This is a genomic window from Bacteroidales bacterium (assembly GCA_029210725.1).
GTDB lineage: Bacteria > Bacteroidota > Bacteroidia > Bacteroidales.
In genome coordinates, this window is record JARGFM010000013.1 from 57,651 (window position 1) to 76,528 (window position 18,878).

Annotated in this window: 21 protein-coding genes; 14 read left to right on the forward strand and 7 right to left on the reverse strand. The window is 47.7% G+C overall.

The genetic code is table 11. From position 1 onward, the window contains the following. Window positions 1–5: 5 nt before the first annotated feature. Window positions 6–587, reverse strand: a complete 582-nt coding sequence (locus P1P86_08940; GenBank protein ID MDF1575300.1) for a thymidine kinase — start codon at window positions 585–587, stop codon at window positions 6–8. A gap of 66 nt (window positions 588–653) precedes the next feature. On the opposite strand from P1P86_08940, the gene P1P86_08945 reads away from it, so the two are divergent. The 3 genes from P1P86_08945 (at window position 654) to P1P86_08955 (ending at window position 2,541) form a co-directional block, all read left to right on the forward strand. Further along, entirely contained in the window at window positions 654–1,283 is a 630-nt protein-coding gene (locus P1P86_08945) for a hypothetical protein (GenBank protein ID MDF1575301.1), read from the forward strand. A gap of 3 nt (window positions 1,284–1,286) precedes the next feature. After that, window positions 1,287–1,964, forward strand: a complete 678-nt coding sequence (gene rsmI / locus P1P86_08950) for a 16S rRNA (cytidine(1402)-2'-O)-methyltransferase (protein MDF1575302.1) — start codon at window positions 1,287–1,289, stop codon at window positions 1,962–1,964. Between the two features lie 181 nt (window positions 1,965–2,145). Further along, window positions 2,146–2,541, forward strand: coding sequence for a hypothetical protein (locus P1P86_08955; GenBank protein MDF1575303.1), 396 nt, complete (start codon window positions 2,146–2,148; stop codon window positions 2,539–2,541). An 86-nt stretch (window positions 2,542–2,627) separates the two neighbouring features. Here the strand turns inward: P1P86_08955 and dnaB are convergent, their stop codons facing one another. Continuing rightward, window positions 2,628–4,139 (reverse strand): replicative DNA helicase, encoded by a 1,512-nt coding sequence (gene dnaB / locus P1P86_08960; protein MDF1575304.1) that lies wholly within the window; start codon window positions 4,137–4,139, stop codon window positions 2,628–2,630. A 130-nt stretch (window positions 4,140–4,269) separates the two neighbouring features. Here dnaB and ispE point away from each other — a divergent pair, with 130 nt between their 5' ends. Further along, window positions 4,270–5,088, forward strand: coding sequence for a 4-(cytidine 5'-diphospho)-2-C-methyl-D-erythritol kinase (gene ispE / locus P1P86_08965; GenBank protein ID MDF1575305.1), 819 nt, complete (start codon window positions 4,270–4,272; stop codon window positions 5,086–5,088). Here the strand turns inward: ispE and P1P86_08970 are convergent. The 4 genes from P1P86_08970 to tgt form a co-directional block, all read right to left on the reverse strand. After that, on the reverse strand, window positions 5,085–5,435 hold the full coding sequence (locus P1P86_08970) for an acetyl-CoA carboxylase biotin carboxyl carrier protein subunit (GenBank protein MDF1575306.1): 351 nt from the start codon (window positions 5,433–5,435) through the stop codon (window positions 5,085–5,087). The genes ispE and P1P86_08970 overlap by 4 nt on opposite strands. A 9-nt stretch (window positions 5,436–5,444) precedes the next feature. After that, window positions 5,445–6,989: an acyl-CoA carboxylase subunit beta gene (locus P1P86_08975; protein MDF1575307.1), complete on the reverse strand. Its 1,545-nt coding sequence runs from the start codon at window positions 6,987–6,989 to the stop codon at window positions 5,445–5,447. Between the two features lie 93 nt (window positions 6,990–7,082). Next, entirely contained in the window at window positions 7,083–8,216 is a 1,134-nt protein-coding gene (locus P1P86_08980) for an LptF/LptG family permease (GenBank protein ID MDF1575308.1), read from the reverse strand. Further along, on the reverse strand, window positions 8,174–9,304 hold the full coding sequence (tgt, locus tag P1P86_08985) for a tRNA guanosine(34) transglycosylase Tgt (GenBank protein MDF1575309.1): 1,131 nt from the start codon (window positions 9,302–9,304) through the stop codon (window positions 8,174–8,176). Before tgt ends, P1P86_08980 begins: the two co-directional genes overlap by 43 nt. Window positions 9,305–9,390: 86 nt before the next feature. Here tgt and P1P86_08990 point away from each other — a divergent pair, with 86 nt between their 5' ends. From P1P86_08990 to P1P86_09035, 10 genes are all read left to right on the forward strand, one after another. Next, window positions 9,391–10,533, forward strand: a complete 1,143-nt coding sequence (locus P1P86_08990; protein ID MDF1575310.1) for a glycosyltransferase — start codon at window positions 9,391–9,393, stop codon at window positions 10,531–10,533. Further along, window positions 10,524–11,129, forward strand: a complete 606-nt coding sequence (locus tag P1P86_08995) for a sigma-70 family RNA polymerase sigma factor (GenBank protein MDF1575311.1) — start codon at window positions 10,524–10,526, stop codon at window positions 11,127–11,129. The genes P1P86_08990 and P1P86_08995 overlap by 10 nt, the downstream gene beginning before the upstream one ends. Before the next feature lie 16 nt (window positions 11,130–11,145). Continuing rightward, the gene (gene rsmG, locus P1P86_09000; protein MDF1575312.1) at window positions 11,146–11,766 is read left to right on the forward strand and encodes a 16S rRNA (guanine(527)-N(7))-methyltransferase RsmG; all 621 of its coding nucleotides are present in this window, start codon (window positions 11,146–11,148) and stop codon (window positions 11,764–11,766) included. 31 nt (window positions 11,767–11,797) lie between these two features. Then, the gene (gene rpmH / locus P1P86_09005; GenBank protein ID MDF1575313.1) at window positions 11,798–11,956 is read left to right on the forward strand and encodes a 50S ribosomal protein L34; all 159 of its coding nucleotides are present in this window, start codon (window positions 11,798–11,800) and stop codon (window positions 11,954–11,956) included. Between the two features lie 103 nt (window positions 11,957–12,059). Further along, a complete protein-coding gene (locus P1P86_09010; GenBank protein MDF1575314.1) occupies window positions 12,060–12,881 on the forward strand; it encodes a PASTA domain-containing protein in 822 nt (273 codons plus the stop codon). Between the two features lie 4 nt (window positions 12,882–12,885). Beyond that, window positions 12,886–14,757, forward strand: coding sequence for a T9SS type A sorting domain-containing protein (locus tag P1P86_09015; GenBank protein MDF1575315.1), 1,872 nt, complete (start codon window positions 12,886–12,888; stop codon window positions 14,755–14,757). 9 nt (window positions 14,758–14,766) lie between these two features. Then, a complete protein-coding gene (locus P1P86_09020) occupies window positions 14,767–15,789 on the forward strand; it encodes an RluA family pseudouridine synthase (protein MDF1575316.1) in 1,023 nt (340 codons plus the stop codon). 134 nt (window positions 15,790–15,923) lie between these two features. After that, entirely contained in the window at window positions 15,924–16,895 is a 972-nt protein-coding gene (locus P1P86_09025) for a D-alanine--D-alanine ligase (GenBank protein MDF1575317.1), read from the forward strand. 31 nt (window positions 16,896–16,926) lie between these two features. Further along, complete coding sequence (locus tag P1P86_09030; GenBank protein ID MDF1575318.1) at window positions 16,927–17,367, forward strand: hypothetical protein; 441 nt, start codon at window positions 16,927–16,929, stop codon at window positions 17,365–17,367. Beyond that, window positions 17,364–18,080, forward strand: coding sequence for a hypothetical protein (locus P1P86_09035; GenBank protein ID MDF1575319.1), 717 nt, complete (start codon window positions 17,364–17,366; stop codon window positions 18,078–18,080). The genes P1P86_09030 and P1P86_09035 overlap by 4 nt, the downstream gene beginning before the upstream one ends. A 1-nt stretch (window position 18,081) precedes the next feature. Here the strand turns inward: P1P86_09035 and trpA are convergent, their stop codons facing one another. Continuing rightward, window positions 18,082–18,873 (reverse strand): tryptophan synthase subunit alpha, encoded by a 792-nt coding sequence (gene trpA, locus P1P86_09040; protein ID MDF1575320.1) that lies wholly within the window; start codon window positions 18,871–18,873, stop codon window positions 18,082–18,084. Window positions 18,874–18,878: the final 5 nt, after the last annotated feature.

The following is an 18,878-nucleotide window of genomic DNA, read 5'->3' on the forward strand; positions in this document are numbered from 1 at the left end:
AATCGCTATCTTCCAGCTTTCTCCTTTGCAAAGCAAACCCTGCAAAGAGGTTCGTAAATATCTGTTTCACCCAGAACGATCAGCTTATCATCCTCTGAGAGCCTGTGTGTGTAATTTGCAAGATTACCACATCTGACACAAATAGCATGCACCTTGGTCACATATTCAGCAACGGCAATCAGGCCGGGCATTGGTCCGAAGGGCACTCCCTTAAAATCCATATCCAATCCAGCAATAATCACTCGTATTCCGCTATCTGCCATTTGATTACAAACTCCAATCAAGCCATCGTCAAAAAACTGGGCCTCGTCAATACCAACTACCTCTACCCCACTTGCCAGAAGAAGAATATTGGCAGAGGAGTCCACCGGTGTGCTATGAATGGCATTCTCGTCATGTGAAACTACCTCTTCAAGCGAATATCTTACCTCAATCCGGGGCTTAAATATCTCCACCTTCTGCCTGGCAAATCTGGCCCTCCGGAGTCGTCGGATCAGCTCCTCTGTTTTTCCGGAAAACATAGATCCGGTGATAACCTCGATCCATCCCTGTCCTCTGGAGCTTCCGGCTTTATTTTCAAGAAACATGATACAAGATTATATGAAGATTATCGTTAGTTTTGTAATACCCCAGATAAAATTCTGTAGAAAACCATGGAGCTGAAATACACCATTGAAATCCTGACTAAAGATATACAAGATATCGAAAAACTGGTGGGGAACCTTAGGAATTCTGAGGATCCTTCGACCATTGATCTTGACCTTGCACTCTCCAAACTCCGGAATATATATGAGATCTTATCCTTGATCAAATCGGACCGTCTCAGTGAGCTGATCAACGAAAGAATAGTTCTCAAACAACCTGCAGTTGAATCAAAACCTGAAGCTGTGGAAAGGTCCGACGCTGTTGAAACCAGACCTGAAGCTGTGGACAGCACCAGGGCGGAGCCTGCAGATTCTTCAATTCTGGCCGAAAGATTTTCTGCAGAATCCAGCATCAATGAGAACCTGGCAGGAAAGCGGGGATATCATATAGATTCAAAATTATCCGGGCAGGCCATCGACAATATTAGCCGCAACATCGGGATTAATGACCGTTTTTTTATTATCCGCGAACTTTTCCAGGGGGATGCTGAGCAATTCATGGAGCTTGTTGGTCGTCTGGACAGCGCAGAGAACTGCGAGACTGCCTTGGGAATACTGGAGAAACAGTTTTCAGAAAACATGGATCACCAGGGAGTGATTATACTGTCGGGACTCGTTAAAAGAAGGCATATCCGCTAGTATATGTCCAAGCTCTACCTGGTTCCCACGCCCATTGGAAATCTGGGAGACATTACCCTCAGGGCCATTGACGTATTGAAGGAGGTAGATCTTATACTGGCCGAGGATACAAGGAAATCAGGGATTTTATTAAGACACTTTCAGATCAGTAAGCCGCTTCATTCCCATCATAAGTTTAACGAACACCGCACCATTGAATCCCTGGTCCAGCGCATCCTGGGTGGCACTTCCATCGCCCTGATTACGGATGCCGGTACACCCGGCATATCGGATCCGGGATTCCTGCTTGTAAGGGCATGCATAGAGCAGGAAATTCAGGTTGAGTCCCTCCCTGGTCCAACCGCCTTTGTTCCAGCCCTTGTGAATTCAGGACTTCCCTGTGAAAGATTTGTTTTCGAAGGCTTTCTTCCACAAAAAAAAGGCCGTCAGAAACGACTTGTTGAACTCTCTCTTGAAGGCCGTACCCTGGTACTCTATGAGTCGCCTTACAGGTTGCTCAAGACCCTTAGCCAGATGGCTGAATATTTTGGTTCGGACAGAAAAGGATCGGTCTCCAGGGAACTGACAAAAGTTCACGAGGAGACCGTAAGGGGTACCCTGAAGGAGCTGACACAATACTTCAGTACCGGAACCGTTAAGGGTGAAATCGTTATTGTGGTTGAAGGAGCAGGTAAGCAGTAAGCCCTGAGGCTGTCAACTTCCTGTACGTTATCGTACACCTCTGTTACACTTTCGTTCGAAATTGATCCCTGTTAACATTTTTACAAAGTGAGCATATATCATTGCCTGTTAGGCATTTATGGATTTTGGCACGACTTATGAAAATAGAAAGGAGCATTACATCTATAAATTTGCATGAGTCATGAAAACAACTAAGTTAATCGTAGTCTTCCTGCTGCTTACCCTGGGAGCTGCAATAAACAGACAGACAGGCCAGGAACGTTTTATTACTGCTGATTACAGTGTTAAAAACAACAGGTTTGAAGACCGGGTCAGCGGATTCTTGAGCAGAACGGAGAACATCATTAGCAAGGAGAACATGGAACCTGCGGTATATAAGTATTACTTCTATGATCATGCCGACATCGTTTACGAAGAGGTCTTAGGACTGGAAGAGTGGATGACAACTCCCTTCGAAAGTGCTGTAGCTGAAAATGAGATGACCCTGGAAGAGTGGATGACCACGCCCTTCGAAAGCAGGTTAACGGAGGAGGAGCTCACCATCGAACCCTGGATGCTTTCTCCATTCAATAGCTAAATAAAAATCCATTTCAGGATATTCATACAGACCTGGAATCTGTATATGTCAGGGAGGCTGTATCAAAAGGTACGGCCTCTTCCGCTTTAAAAGGGTGCCGAACCTTCAAAACCATCGTTCATGCCAATGTCATTGTTGGCCAATCCCCCCTCTTCCTGATTCATCTTCGAGGAGATCGTAAAGCCATTCTCGTCGTCATCTACCAGGGCCAGCGTATCGTCCATATCCACAAACTTGGCAAACTCACGCACAAATTTCAGATGAATATCTCCCGTAGGACCGTTCCTGTGCTTGGCAACAATGATCTCCGCAACCCCTTTCAGGGAGTTGCCTTCGTCGTCCATATCAATTCCGTAGTATTCCGGACGGTGTATAAACAGAACCAGGTCAGCGTCCTGTTCAATAGCCCCTGATTCCCGCAGGTCGGAAAGTTGTGGCCTTTTGTTCCCGGAACGCATCTCCACACTTCGGTTCAACTGCGACAGGGCAATAATGGGGATATCCAGCTCCTTGGCAATACTCTTCAGTGAACGCGAGATATTACTTACCTCCTGCTCCCGGCTGCCCGAATCTTTGGAACCGGTCATCAGCTGAAGGTAGTCTATCACCACTGCCTGAATATCATACTTCTGTTTCAGCCTCCTGCATTTGGCGCGGAACTCAAAGATGGAAATGGCTGGTGTATCATCCACATAGATCGGAGCTTTCTCCAGGTCCTTAATCTTATACTCCAACTGCTCCCACTCATAATTCTCGAGGCGCCCGGTCCGGATTTTATCCGAGGCCAGTTGGGTCTCTCCAATGATCAGGCGGTTCACCAGCTGAATGGAAGACATCTCCAGAGAGAAAAAGGCCACCGGACGATTATGATCCACTGCCATATTCCTGGCCATAGAGAGAACAAAAGCCGTCTTCCCCATGGAAGGACGTGCAGCCAGAATCACCAGGTCTGATTTCTGCCATCCGGAGGTTAACCGGTCCAGACGGGTAAAACCCGAAGGAACTCCACTCAGACTATCCTTTCTTTTCCCGGCCTCATCGATTTGTTCAAGAGCAATCTTAATCAGATTATTCAATTTGACAGTCTCCTTCTTGATATGGCCTTCAGCAATATTCAGCAACTCCCTTTCAGAAAAATCCAGGAGATCATCCACATCGGTGCCCTCATCAAATGCACGTTCCTGTATATCAGAGGAGACACGGATCAGCTCACGTTGAATATATTTCTGGGCCACAATTCGTGCATGGTATTCCAGGTGAGCTGCCGATCCTACCCTGGAGGTCAACTGTGAAATATAGACAGCTCCCCCTAATGCATCCAGTTGTTCTGTCTTTCTCAGCTCCTCAGTAACAGTGAGCAAATCAATAGGCTTTTCCGCCTGGGAAAGTGATTGCGCCACTTCAAATATACGTTGGTTAGCCTCCTTATAGAAACTGCCTGGCTCCAGGATATCCAGTACTGAAAGTATGGCATCCTTCTCCAGCATAATGGCTCCGAGAACAGCTTCCTCGAGATCAATTGCCTGAGGAGGAATTTTACCATAATCAAGGGCAATGGCAGGATTTTTTTTAAGGGTGTTGCTTTGCTGTTTAGCCATGAATTCTCGTATTGGGCTGTAAAGATAAGAAAGCACCCCCAGTGGTATGATGACCCTCCGGCTTACTTTTGCACACTGACTCCAAAGTTTTAATTAACAAATGTTGAAAAATGCAATATCTTTATGTGACATGATACTCTTTTCGCCGGCCAAGATCAACCTGGGATTACAGATCCTTGAACGCAGAGAGGATGGTTTTCATACGCTCCGGTCGGTCATGTATCCCACTGATCTATGTGATATCATCGAAATCAATCAGCTACCGGAAGGCAATCCTCCGGTCTGCTTCACCCAATCCGGAATCCGGTTTGATGCCGATCTGGAGGATAACCTTTGTATAAGAGCCTGGAAACTTCTGGCAAGCGAGTGTTCACTTCCTCCGGTTTCCATCCACCTTCACAAACAAATACCGGTGGGTGCCGGACTGGGAGGAGGATCTTCCAATGCATCCACGATCCTGAAAGGGCTGCATCAAATAGCGGGCTCCACTCTCCCGGCTGAAAAGATGGCGCAACTGGCAGGCCAGCTTGGAAGTGATTGTCCTTTCTTTCTCCAGGACGAGCCCATGATGATGGAAGGCAGGGGTGAGATCCTTAGCCAGGTGAAAGTCTCCCTGGATGATTTCTACCTGGTCTTGCTGTTTCCGGAGATACATATTTCGAGTGCTGAAGCCTATAGCACGGTCTCCCCTGCCATTCCGGAACAGCACCTCCGGCAACTGATCGAAAAACCAATTAATGAATGGAAAGAATCCATAGTCAATGACTTTGAGAAGAAAGCCTTTCGAAAATACCCCATCCTTGAAAAACTGAAACACTCCCTCTACAATTCGGGAGCTAGGTATGCATCCATGAGTGGAAGCGGTTCGGCCCTATACGGGATCTTCGAAACACTTCCCGACTTTCCCGGGCTGCTTAGACGCTTTATGATCTGGAAAGGGCCAGCCTAATCCATCTCCACAAGCAGATGTGATTTGGGCACCATCTCCCCGACAGTCACATGGACCCTGGTGATTGTTCCGGACAAAGGTGCCAGTACTTCATTTCTCATTTTCATGGCCTCCAGAATCAACAGAGGGGTACCAGCTGTGACTGTATCTCCCTCCTTCACCATGATCTTCTGGATCGTACCTGGAATAACCGCTTCGACCCTCTTCTCATCGGGCTTTTCCCAAAGCGGCCTGTTCTTGAACTTGTTGGTGAGCCTGGTTCTGTAAACGGCACTCCCTATCTCCAGTGATTCCAGTTTAGTGTCGCCCGACAGAGGCCTTTCTGCAGATTTCTCTTTCTTGCTCATGAATAGTTTTTAAAATGGTGGTATCCCGTGCTTTTTCATTGGCATTCCGACACTTTTTTCTCCAGACACTTCCAGTGCATGCAACAATGATTTGCGGGTCTCCCAGGGTTCGATGACAGAATCAATATAGCCTTTGGCAGCAGCCACATAAGGATTGGCGAACTTCTCTTTATACTCCTGGACCTTCTGTGCCCGCATTTTCTCCGGATCCTCTGCGGTGGCTATTTCCTTCCTGAAAATGATATTAGCGGCTCCTTCCGGTCCCATGACAGCCACCTCGGCATCGGGCCATGCAAAGACAAAGTCGGCCCTCAGATGCCTGGAATTCATAGCAATATACCCTCCGCCATAGGCCTTGCGGAGGATCAACGTGATTTTAGGAACTGTTGCTTCACTGTAAGCATACAATACCTTGGCTCCATGCCTGATTACTCCGGCGTGTTCCTGGTCTACTCCCGGCAAATATCCCGGCAGGTCAACCAGGGTAATAATGGGAATATTAAAGGCATCACAATACCGGATAAACCTACCGGCTTTATCAGAAGAATCCACATCGAGTACACCGGCCAGAACAAGCGGCTGGTTGGCTACAAACCCTACGGTGCGCCCGCTCATGGTTCCGAAACCAATCACTATGTTGGCTGCCCAGTTCTCCTGGATTTCGAAAAAATCCGATCCGTCAGTTACCGCCCTGATCACGTTCCTGACATCGTAAGGTTGTCGTTTGTCTGTGGGTACAATCTCTGCCACATTAAACTCCTTACCGGGTTCCACCATCTCCTTCCTGGCAGGGACATCCGTATTGGACCAGGGCAAATAACCGAGCAATGATTTAATCTGATCAAAACACTCATCCTCCGATTCTGCAAAAAAGTGTGCATTCCCCGTAATCTCACTGTGAACCCTGGCTCCTCCCAGCTCTTCCATGGAGATATCCTCTCCAAGCACCGTCTTGATTACCTCGGGACCGGTTATAAACATTTTGGAAATACTATCCACAACAAAAACAAAGTCGGTGAGCGCAGGAGAATAGACAGCCCCTCCGGCACAGGGTCCAAGAATAACTGAAATCTGCGGAATCACGCCTGAAGCCAGGGTATTCCTGAAAAAGATCTCTCCGTATCCAGCCAGAGAGTTAACCCCCTCCTGAATTCTTGCTCCACCTGAATCGTTGATCCCTATCAGCGGCATGCGCATCTTCAGGGAGTGGTCCATGATCTTGGTAATTTTACGGGCGTGCATAAACCCCAGAGATCCACCGGCTACCGTGAAATCCTGCGCATAGATACAAACAGGCCTTCCGCCTATGGTCCCGGTCCCTGTAATAACCCCGTCACCATGAAGCTTCTTACGATCCATGCCAAAGTCTCTGGCTTCATGCTCAACAAACATATCATACTCATTAAAGGATCCTTCGTCCAGAAGCTTAATGATCCGCTCCCTGGCGGTTAACTTCCCCATGGCGACCTGCTTTTGAATAGCCTGTTCACCACCTCCCCGCTGCACCTCTTCCCGGCGCTTCTTAAGTTCTTGAACTTTTTTGTTAGAGGACATTCTTATTGATTTTAGTTAGTGGTACAATCTTACGAAAAAAAAAATGGTCAAAAAGCTGTTTCAAAATACATTCCCGCACCCTGCCAAAACGCTCTATCTGGGTGCCATGCGCATCAGGAAAAGGGCAATGACCGAATAAAAAATATTGGGGAGCCAGACGGCCAGCATCACCGGTAACATTCCGCCAATGGCAAACTGTTTTGAAAACTGGGTGAAAAGAATATAGGTAAAACAGAATACCACCCCGATGGCTATCTGAAGCCCGATCCCACCCCTCAGTTTTCTGGAGGATACTGCCACCCCAATAAGGGTCAGGATAAATGTGGAAAACGGGAATGCGATGCGGTTTTGTCTCTCAATCTGATAGGAGGTCACATTGGTCTCGCCCTGCATTCGCTGTTTCTGGATAAATTCATCCAGCTCCTTCAGACTCATGGTCTCAACAATGGTCAGTCTCATTTTGAAATCATCCGGATGCATGGCCAGGGTGGTGTCGATCTGCTTACCCTCCTCTATGGTTTCATGAAGGCCGTCGATGGTGCGGATATAATACCTCCTTGCCCGCCACTTGTTCACGGCGGTATCCCACCGGATCTGGTCAGCCACCATCTTGGAGACCAGTTCCCCGTTTTCAAACTTTTCAATGGTAAACTGGTAGCCCACTTTGGACACATTGCTGTAGCTATGCAGGTAAACGTAAACTCCCGGTTCTATCTGCCTGTGAAAATCCTTGGTTTTAAAACTGATGGGGCGCTTTCTCACATACTGCTCTTCAAACTCCAGCTTTACCTTATTGGCAACGGGAATCACCTGATCGCTGAGGTAGAAGGAGACAGAGGCAATCAGGGTCGCCGAGATGAAATAAGGAAGCAGAAACCTCCGGAAACTCATGCCGCTGTTCAGGATGGCTATAATTTCAGTGTTGTATGCCATCCTGCTGGTGAAATAAATGACAGCCAGAAAGGCAAACAGTGAACTAAAAAGCACTGCAAAATAGGGCACAAAATTCAGATAATAGTCAAACAGAATCACCTTCAGTTTAGCCCCGCTTTCCAGAAAATCATCGATTTTTTCACTGAGATCAAAGATCACTACAATAGAAAGGATCAGAAAGATGGAGAGCAGGAAAGTGCTCAAAAACTTCCGGATCACATAAAAGTCCAGGATCTTCAGCCTAAAAAACCTTACAATCTTGTACTTAAAGCTGGTATCATTTTTTCTTTCCATGCAGTGAACGTACCCTGTTTAATTTCTTCAAATGCCACCCTGACCAGCCAGAGATAGAAGGCCAGATTGTGCAGACTTGCGATCTGTGCCCCGAGCATCTCACCCGCTATGATTAAATGACGCAGATATGCCCTGGAATATTGCATATCCACATAACTACTGCCAGAGGGATCGATGGGTGAATAATCGTCCATCCATTTCCGGTTCTTGATATTGATGATCCCTTCCGAGGTAAACAACATGCCGTTTCGCCCATTCCGGGTAGGCATTACACAATCGAACATATCCACCCCCATGGAAATGGCCTCCAGGATATTAGCCGGAGTCCCCACTCCCATCAGATAGCGTGGCTTATCTTCAGGCAATACCTCATTGACCACTTCGAGCATCGAATACATTTCTTCTGCCGGCTCACCAACCGACAGTCCTCCAATGGCATTTCCCTCCGCCCCTATCTCCGCTATATACTCGGCAGACTGCCTTCTCAGCTCCTTATAAACACTTCCCTGAACAATGGGAAAGAATGCCTGGGCATGACCATAAAGTGGCTGGGTTTCACGAAAGCGATTAACTCCGCGGTCGAGCCACTGATGTGTCAGCATCAATGAATCCCTGGCATATTTCAGATCGCAGGGCCAGGGGGTGCATTCATCCAGAGCCATTATGATATCAGCACCTATGATCCGCTGTGTATCGACCACATTTTCCGGCGTAAAAAAATGCAAGGACCCATCAATGTGCGAACTGAACCGGGCTCCTTCAGCAGTCAGTTTACGATTGGCCGCCAGCGAAAACACCTGATAACCTCCACTATCGGTAAGAAGGGAACGGTTCCAGTTCATAAAGCCGTGCAAACCTCCTGCTCCCTTTAATACATCCAGGCCCGGACGAAGGAAAAGGTGGTAGGTATTCCCCAGAATAATGGATGCCCTGGTATCGTTTTGCAGTTCGCTCTGATGCACTCCTTTAACACTGCCGACAGTACCCACAGGCATAAATACGGGGGTCTGGATCTCGGAATGGTCTGTAACAAGAGTGCCGGCTCTTGCCTTACTCGCTTTGTCCCGGTGTAAAATTTTAAATTCCATGAAAATCCTGAAGAACAGCCAAAGATAAGCAATTGTTGAAAACCTGCTTTTTCTTTTCCCCAATTGCCAGCTAAATTTACACTTTGATGTACCTGAAAGAAATGATTGCCGGAACACTCCCGCACCAATGGTTTGTACTTGCCTTTTTCCTGCTTGCATTCCTGATTCAAATGGGGATTTATCTTTTTGTCTTTTTGAGATTACCGCTCTTTAAACAAAAAAAGAAGAGCTCTGCTGAGCCAGGAATCACTGTCATCGTTTCTGCAAAAAATGAAGAGAAGAACCTGGAGAAGTTTCTTCCGCGGATCCTGCAACAGGATTATCCTGAATTTGAAGTAGTGGTGGTCAACGACAGTTCCACAGACAATAGCGAGCAGGTACTTATTCGGCTGGCAGCACAGTTCAGGCAACTCCGTTACACCACCATCCCGGCCAACGATAAAGCTATGAGGGGAAAAAAACTGGCCCTTACCATCGGACTCAAGTCGGCCAGGTACGATCTGGTTCTGCTCACCGACGCAGATTGTTACCCGGTGAGTGATCAGTGGCTAAAAAGTATGGGGAAACACTTCACAGCAAAGAAAAAGATTGTACTCGGATACGGAGGCTACGAGCCTAAAAAGGGGCTCCTGAATCTGCTTATCCGTTACGAAACTACCTTTACAGCCATTTCGTATCTCTCTTATGCCATAAAAGGGGAACCCTACATGGGGGTGGGACGGAATCTGGCCTACCATAAGGCACTTTTTTTTGATAATAAAGGATTTGCAGGACATTACCATCTGCTATCGGGAGATGACGATTTGTTTGTCAATGAGAATGCCACAAAAACAAACTGCGCCGTAGAGTTTTCGCCCGAGAGCCATACACGTTCCCTGCCGGAAACAACATTCAGAGCCTGGATCCAGCAGAAAAAAAGACATTTATCGGCTGGAAGCCACTACCGGAGAGGATCCAGAATCAGACTTGCCAGCGAATGGATCAGCCGGATCGTTCTGTATATCACGGGGATATGGATCTGCACTTCCTATATCTGGGCCCTGCCTGCCGGCATTCTTCTGGGAGTGGCTATCATGACCCACCTGATCGTGTTCAAATTGGGAATGCGTCGGTTGGATGAGAAATATTTATTATTACCTTCACTGCTGTTTAATCCAATTTTTCCAATTTTTCTTGGTATGATCTGGTTCAGTAGCCGTTTTGACAAAAAGTACCAGACATGGAGATAAATACCAATCTGTCCCTTAAAGCACAACAAGACATCCAGCTGGTAGAAAAAGCCAGGAAAGGTGACCAGCTGGCCTATGCTGAACTGCTCGGAAGATACCGCGATGCCATCTATTTTATGCTGCTAAAGATGGTGAACAGCCCGGTGGATGCCGAAGATCTTACTATTGAAGCATTTGGAAAAGCCTTTAAGAACCTCGAGCAATACACCCCTAATTTTGCTTTTTCAACCTGGTTGTTTAAGATCGCCACCAATAACTGCATTGATTTCATACGGAAAAAAAGGGCCTGTCATGTTTCTCTGGACCAGACCATAGACGGCGAGGATTCTCTTTCCCCATCCACGCTGATCCAGTCTGACGATCCGGACCCGGAATCCTATATGATCAACAAACAGAAAATCAAGCATATGCGTAAGATTGTTTCGCGGCTGAAGCCTCGTTACAGACAGTTGGTCGAATTGCGCTACTTTAAGGAGTACTCCTATGATGAGATCGCCGTAGAACTTGATATACCCATAGGGACTGTAAAAGCACAACTATTCAGGGCCAGGGAGCTGCTTCTGAACATCCTGAACCGTTCGCAGGAGAAACCCTGACCTACCAGAGATATCCATGGAACTGATCAGAAAATACTTTCCTGATCTTAGTGCTCAGCAGATCAATCAGTTCGATAAGCTGATAAAGATTGTCCCCCGGCTGAATCAAAAGGTAAATGTGATCTCCAGGAAGGATATCGGCCACCTGGAAGAGAGGCACATTCTGCATTCACTCTCCATTGCCCTGAAGTTCCCTTTTGACTCCCGCACCAGAGTTGTTGATGTGGGTACCGGCGGAGGCTTTCCGGGCATCCCCCTGGCCATCATGTTCCCCCGTACCTCTTTTACCCTGGTAGACTCCATCGCTAAGAAAATGGACTTAGTCCGTGAGATTGCCGGCTACCTGGATCTGAAAAATGTTACTCCCTTGAACGGAAGAATGGAGCAGATGAGCCTGAGGACCGACTTTGTGGTATCCCGGGCAGTGACCACTCTCCCTCAACTGCATCAGTGGACACAAAAAATCATCAGGCCCGGGAACACCCATGTTATGCCCAACGGATTGATTTCATTGAAAGGAGGAGATCTGGAGAAGGAACTGGCACCCTTCGGGAACCGTGTCGAACTCTTTCCCCTGGCAGGCTGGTTTGAAGAGTCTTTTTTTTATTCAAAAATGATTGTATATCTAAAAAAATGACTTATTTTTGCACCCTCAAAACAGAGATCTTATGAAGCGTACATTTCAGCCATCCAACAGGAAGAGAAAGAACAAGCATGGTTTCAGAGAGCGGATGTCTTCGTCCAGCGGACGTGGCGTGATTGCTGCAAGAAGAAAAAAAGGACGTAAAAAGCTGACCGTTTCTGACGAGCTCAAACATAAAGCATAAGGAATTTATTTTAATTCTTACTGAATAACTGACCGCTTCCCGGTTGGTTATTTTTTTGTCTTGTTTTTTACAATAAACATTACCTTTGAGCAAAGCTCAAAATATGGATTTCCTCAGGTTTCTAATTACAAAAAAGTTCCTCCGGCATCTTGGACTGGCAGCGGCCATCACCCTGATCTTAATACTGGGAACACTCCTCTGGCTAAAAGTATATACGCACCACGGGAAGACAATCCTTGTCCCCGATATGACAGGCCTCACCATGGAGGAAGTGGATGATGTGACTTTCTCCAGACGATTGAGGTTCGAAGTGGTCGATTCGGTTTTTTCCATTGAAATGCCGCGTGGAACTGTGGTTAAACAAAATCCAGGTGCCAGTTCCAGGGTTAAGAAAAACCGAAAGATCTTCCTGACTATGAATGCGGTCAACCCGGAAATGGTCTCCATGCCCCAGCTAATCGGGCTCTCTTTCCGTCAGGCCAGACTTGCTCTGCAAAATGCAGGCTTGGTGCAGGGTACCATCGAATACAGACCCGATTTTGCAAAAAATAATGTGCTACAACAAATGCACGGCGGCTCCGTTATAAATGAAGGAACCGTAATCACTAAGGGAGCAGTCATTGATCTGGTCCTGGGCATGGGATTGAGCAATAAAACGACCAGGGTCCCCGAGTTGGTGGGACTGGGTCTGGAAGAGGCCGCCGGGATCATATCTGATTATTTTCTGAATCTGGGTGCTGTAACCTACGATGAAAGCGTGAAGGTGGCAGAGGACAGCGCTGCTGCATTTATCTGGAGGCAGTATCCTGATTTCGATGAGTTTAAACGATTAAATATGGGAATGGAGATGGATCTCTGGCTCACTCTGGACTCCACGCTCCTGTCTCAGTCCGATTCGACCCCGCCTGGTGATGATAGAGAATGACTGAATGAATAGAACCACAAGTTTATTTGCATCTATCCTGATCTGTCTTCCCGGGATTACAGGGCTTCAGGCACAGGAGCTAATCACCCCCCTTTACCGTAACCAGAGAGCCGCACAACAGCATGTGGAACTACAGAGTACAAAAAAAACTGCTGCGGCCACCTTGCTGGAACTTCCGGTATTTGATGACTTCTCGAACAGCACTCTTATTACCGACACGGGCATCTGGAGTGATTCTTATGCGTATGCAAATAATCATTTCCCGGTAAACCCGGTCTCCAACGGAGTGGCTACCCTGGACGCCCTGGACGCCAATGGCTCCATGTATGATCATGCCGTACTCTCCCCCCTTACTTTCGAGGCAGATCACCTAAGCAGTCATCCCATTAACCTTGAATACCCTGCTTCGGACAGTATCTACCTGAGTTTTTTATACCAGCCGGGCGGACTCTGCGACCTGCCGGAGGAGGAGGACTCGCTGATGGTCGATTTCTTTGCAAGCGATTCCAGCCGGTGGATCAATGTCTGGCGTGCCCCCGGTGCCGCACTTCACCCCTTTAAAACGGTGATGATCCCCATTACCGCTGAGCGCTTTCTGAACAGCAATTTCAGATTCAGGTTCAGAAACAGGGCCAGCCTTCCCAGAAATAATGAGACTCCGGATAAGAGGAGTAATGTGGATTACTGGCACGTGGATTATGTGCGGCTACATGAAAACCGGTCCTCCTCAGACACCATTCTGAGGGACGTTGCTTTCCATACCGGTCTCTCTACTGTCTTCAAAGAGCTAAGTGCGGTCCCCTGGTCCCATTTTGAAAAAGCCTACAATACCAGCCTGGCTCCTTTCGTGTCGGCCGGCTACAGGAATAACGATTCTATTACCCGGAATGTAACTCGTTCCCTGACTATTCTGGAACCCCTTTATGATGAATCAGAACTTATCGGAACCCCAAGCGCCCTGGACGTCCCGGCCCAGGAAGAGATGCTGGTCGACTTTCCTTTCCCTTACGATCTGGACTTCCAGCGTGGCGACTCGGCCCTGGTCAGATTTGAAGCAGCACTGCGGACCGATGAATTTGATCCCAAAGTCAACGATACAGTGATTCATGATCAGCTCTTCCGGGATTATTATGCCTACGATGACGGAACAGCGGAGGCAGGTTACGGATTGCGGGGCGACGGGACAGCTTACGGCATGGTGGCCATAAGGCACTATTCCTTTGAACCGGATATGCTGGGCGGCATTTATATCTTTTTTAACCAGGTTTATGATTCCGTTAACCTGAAGGAGTACCCTTTTAATCTGATGGTCTGGAACGATTCGGATGGGATGCCGGGCACTGTCATCTGGGATGATGAAGTCAACCATAAACCAAAGTATACCCCCGCCTATAATGGATTTGTAAAATATGAATTTACCGATCCTGTTCCGGTAAACGGGCTGTTTTATGTGGGGTGGAGACAAGAGAAGGAGTATATTCTTAATGTGGGACTGGACCTGAACAACCCTCCCGCTGCGCCTGTCATGTTCTACAACCAGGGCGCCTGGGCTGGCTCCGAAGCACCCGGCATGTTGCTTTTCAGACCCTTTATGTATGACAGGAGCACGGGAATGGAGAGCCCGTCAAAAAAAGCAAAGACAGCTCTGAACCTTTACCCCAATCCGGCCAGTGACAGGATCTGGATCCAGCTCCCCGCTTATAAACCGGGCGATCCTGTCCTGGTGGATATCTATGATAGCTCAGGCAGGCAGGTTCACCGTTCAGAGCTGCAAAGCAACAGCCTGGATGTGTCGGGGTTTTCTCCCGGACTCTACCATATCAGAGTTATCATCTCAGGCGAACCTTACTATTCAAAAGTGTTGATTAACCGCTAGATAAGAATCGTGGATCCTTTAGAAAGCAATGAATTATTTGAGCATTTCAGGTTCTCAGCTGATCCTGGTCAGACCCCCCTGCGCATTGATAAGTTTCTTTCTAATAAACTGGAAAATACCTCAAGAAGCAGAATTCAGGCTGCTGCCAGTGCAGGAAATATTCTTTCAAACAGCCTGCCGGTCAAACCTAACTATCGAGTAAAACCAGGTGATCTGATTACTATCGTTCTCCCGCATCCTCCGCGTAAAATTGAGTTGATCCCTGAAGACATACCTCTGGATATCATATTCGAGGATGAAGATGTGATTGTAGTCAATAAGAGCCCCGGACTGGTTGTTCATCCGGGATATGGCAATTACACCGGGACCCTGGTCAATGCCCTGATGTTTCATCTCAAAGACAATCCGCTCTTTCACTCGCGGGAGGAAAGGCCGGGCCTGGTGCACCGGATCGATAAAAACACCTCTGGCTTGCTGGTGGTTGCAAAAAATGAACTTGCATTGAATAAACTGGCCAGCCAGTTCTTCCATAAAACATCCACCAGGACCTATACGGCTCTGGTCTGGGGTGATATGAAGGAGGATAAAGGGACCATAAGCGGACACATTGGCAGAAATCCCAGGGACAGAAAACAGATGCATGTATTCCCCGATGGCGAACAGGGTAAGGAGGCTGTTACACACTACCGCGTAATGGAACGGCTGGGCTATGTAAACCTGGTTGAATGCAAACTCGAAACAGGGCGCACCCACCAGATCAGGGTGCATTTTCAATACCTGTCACACCCCCTTTTTAATGATCCGGAATATGGGGGTGACCGGATTCTCAGAGGAACTACCTTCACCAGGTACAGGCAGTTTGTGCAAAATTGCTTTAGCCTTCTGCCAGGCCAGGCCCTGCATGCCAGGACACTCGGTTTTGTGCATCCCACAACGGGAAAAGAGATCTTATTCGACGCTCCGCTCCCTGACGGTTTCAGTACAGTACTGGAGAAATGGCGCACCTATATTCAGGGACGTCGTGAGGATTAGTCGAAAAATCAACTTATTTTCTACATTCATGGACGATTGGCCTCATTGGTCAAAATTGAGTTCACTCCAATGTCACTCCTTCTTATAAAAGGTCGTACATTTATCTTAGAAGAATATATCAAGCCATAAAAAATATGAATATTGCCATTTTTACCGGAGGAGATTCTTCCGAATATGTCATCTCCATGAAAAGTGCCGGTCAGGTTCTTAAGTGGCTCGAAGCAGCAGGCCATTCCTGTTACCTCGTTGAGATTAAAGGTGCTTCCTGGATGGTGCATCATGGGAAAAACAGAGTGCCCCTGGACAAAAATAACCTCAGCTTCCGGAAGAATGGAGAACAAGTTACCTTCGATTTCATATGGAACATGATCCACGGAACACCGGGAGAAGATGGAAAGCTGCAGGGATATTTTGACATTATGGGTATTCCATACAGCAGTTCCAGCCACCTTTCCTCTGCAATGACCTTTGATAAATACACCTGCAAGAGTTTTCTTAAACAGCACGGCGTGCTTACCCCGGAAGCCAGTCTTGTAAGAAAAGAACTGGAGCCTGATCTGGAGGCTGTTGCCGAAATTGTTGGCTTCCCATGCTTTGTGAAGCCTAATAGCGGGGGATCCAGTTTTGGAACCTCCAAAGTTGTCCGGTTCGAGGACTTACAAGCTGCCCTGGAGAAAGCCCTGAAAGAAGATCATGAAGCCATTGTTGAACGCTATATTAAAGGGACCGAGGTGACTTGCGGACTTATGAAAATAAAAGATGGGTTCCAGCTGTTCCCCCTCACCGAAATTGTATCCAAAAATGAGTTCTTTGACTACGAAGCCAAATATACCGTGGGAAAGGCCGAAGAGATCACACCGGCCCGGATTGATGAAACTGTGAAAAAGAAGTGCTACGACATGGCCGAAAACATCTATAAACTGACCAATTGTTCCGGTATTATCAGGGTCGATTTCATTATAAAAGGCAACCAGGTATACTTCCTGGAACTCAACTCTATTCCCGGAATGTCTGAGGAGAGTATTATCCCCAAGCAGGTTCGCAGTATGGATCTGTCCATGGAAAGTGTGCTTCAGCAGGTTATTGATACGGTCACGGGATCCTGAAAACACTTTTTTTGCTACTTTTACTGCCCGCATGAGAAAATCTCATTTTTTCCTGATTGCGGCATTTTTATGCTGCATGTTTCCGGCCTGTTTCTACTCCGATACAGAGATGTACGAGGTAGATCCGCTTGCAGGCGATCCTCCGAATATATCCATAAGTACCAACCTGGACACGCTTGACCTTCCTCAGGTAAACGACAGTCTTGCACTTATCTACCATGTTCAAATAAGCGGAGGTGAGCTTTACTACGTGTATGCAGAAGTGGCAGGCCACATGGTCTTTGACTCGGACAGTACTCAGGGAATATTCTGGATATATCCCCAAATGGCAGATTCATCTGGTGTGGATACCCTCTCTATGGAATTCTACTACTCCAGTAACAGCAACAGTCTGGCCGACAAGGTGGGATATGAAGCGCTGCTGGAACGGCTGAAATTTGCTTTGGACTTTAACCAGGGGGAGCAGCAATGAGAAAGTTCACCATGTATATGATCCTGCTGACTCTGGTACTTCTCGCCGTTCCACCTGCCCATGGGCAGGACGGGGGGATAAAGTTTTCCTTAGGAGTGGCAGCTGTTCGAATGGATGATTTGAAAGCTCTCCAGAAGCATATACTCAGCACCTATCCCGTGGAGGGGAAAATAACGAGTTCTTTTCCACCCTTTACCTCCTCATCCGTCATTGTCTTCAAGCAGCTGTTCGAACAGATCCGGATTGGGGGAGGATACAGTTACTCCACCACAGGAGGTAAATCCAGTTACGCCGATTACTCCGGAACCCTGTACACAGAAATGTCGGCCACTGCGCACCGGCTGGGAGCATACCTCTCTTACTCCGTATGGAGCGGTGAGCATCCTGAGCTCTCTATCTATGGAAAAGTGGAAGCCAATCTGAGCGACATCACAATTCAGTCCTCCTATACCATCCTGGGACTCTCAAATACTATTTTCAACAAATACCGGTCTATAAGCCCTATTGGCACGGTAGGCACAGAACTTAGCTACAAGATTAAAAATTTCACCCTGGGTGTAAGCGCAGCATACCTGGTGGACCTGACAGGCGATCTGAAAAATGTGGACGGGGCTGACCCCCTGGTGAATCCCGGCGACAGGGAGCGGGTACTGACCTCTGACTGGACCGGCTGGCAGGTGCAACTGAGTGCCCGGATACCGCTTCGGTTTTAGCTTAGTCGTTGTTCCCCCTGATGCCCCCAATAAACTTCTCCACCCTTTGTTCCAGGCTTAGGGTATTACTCTCACCAAGGGCCCTGATAAAGGCGCTTCCAATAATAGCTCCCCGGGCATAGCTGCAGGCTGCCCGGAAGGTCTCCCGGTTTGAGATCCCGAAGCCGATGAGTCCGGGTACAGGAAGGCTCATCTCCTTCAGTCTCCGGAAATAGGCTCTTTGATGGTCCACTACCGAATTCCTTGCCCCGGTCGTGGAAGACTCTGCCACCAGGTAGACAAATCCTCGGCATAAGGATACAATCTTCTTTATTCGCTGATCATCTGTATGAGGCGTGATAAGCAAGGAATGGTATATTCCATTTGCCTGGAAGAGCGCCCGGTAACGGGCTTCGTATTCAGCGGGTGGCAGATCCGGAATAATCACACCATCAATTCCCGTTTCCCTGCATCTTCTTAAGAATTCCTCCATACCCATCCGGAGAACAGGATTCAGGTAACCCATCAGTACAAGGGGAATGTGAACGCTTCGGCGAATCTCCTTTAACTGGGTAAATAGCAGCTCCAGATTCATGCCATTGCTCAGGGCAATCTGACTGCTCTGCTGAATCACGGGGCCATCAGCCAGGGGATCGGAAAAGGGAATTCCTATCTCCACCATATCGGCTCCATGCTCCTGAAGCGCTTTCAACACTCTTACGGTATCCTGGAGCCGGGGATAGCCCGCTGTCATATAGATGGAGAGAATTTCTCCTTCCTTCTCGCTGAAAAGCTGATCAATCCGGTTTTTCATCATTT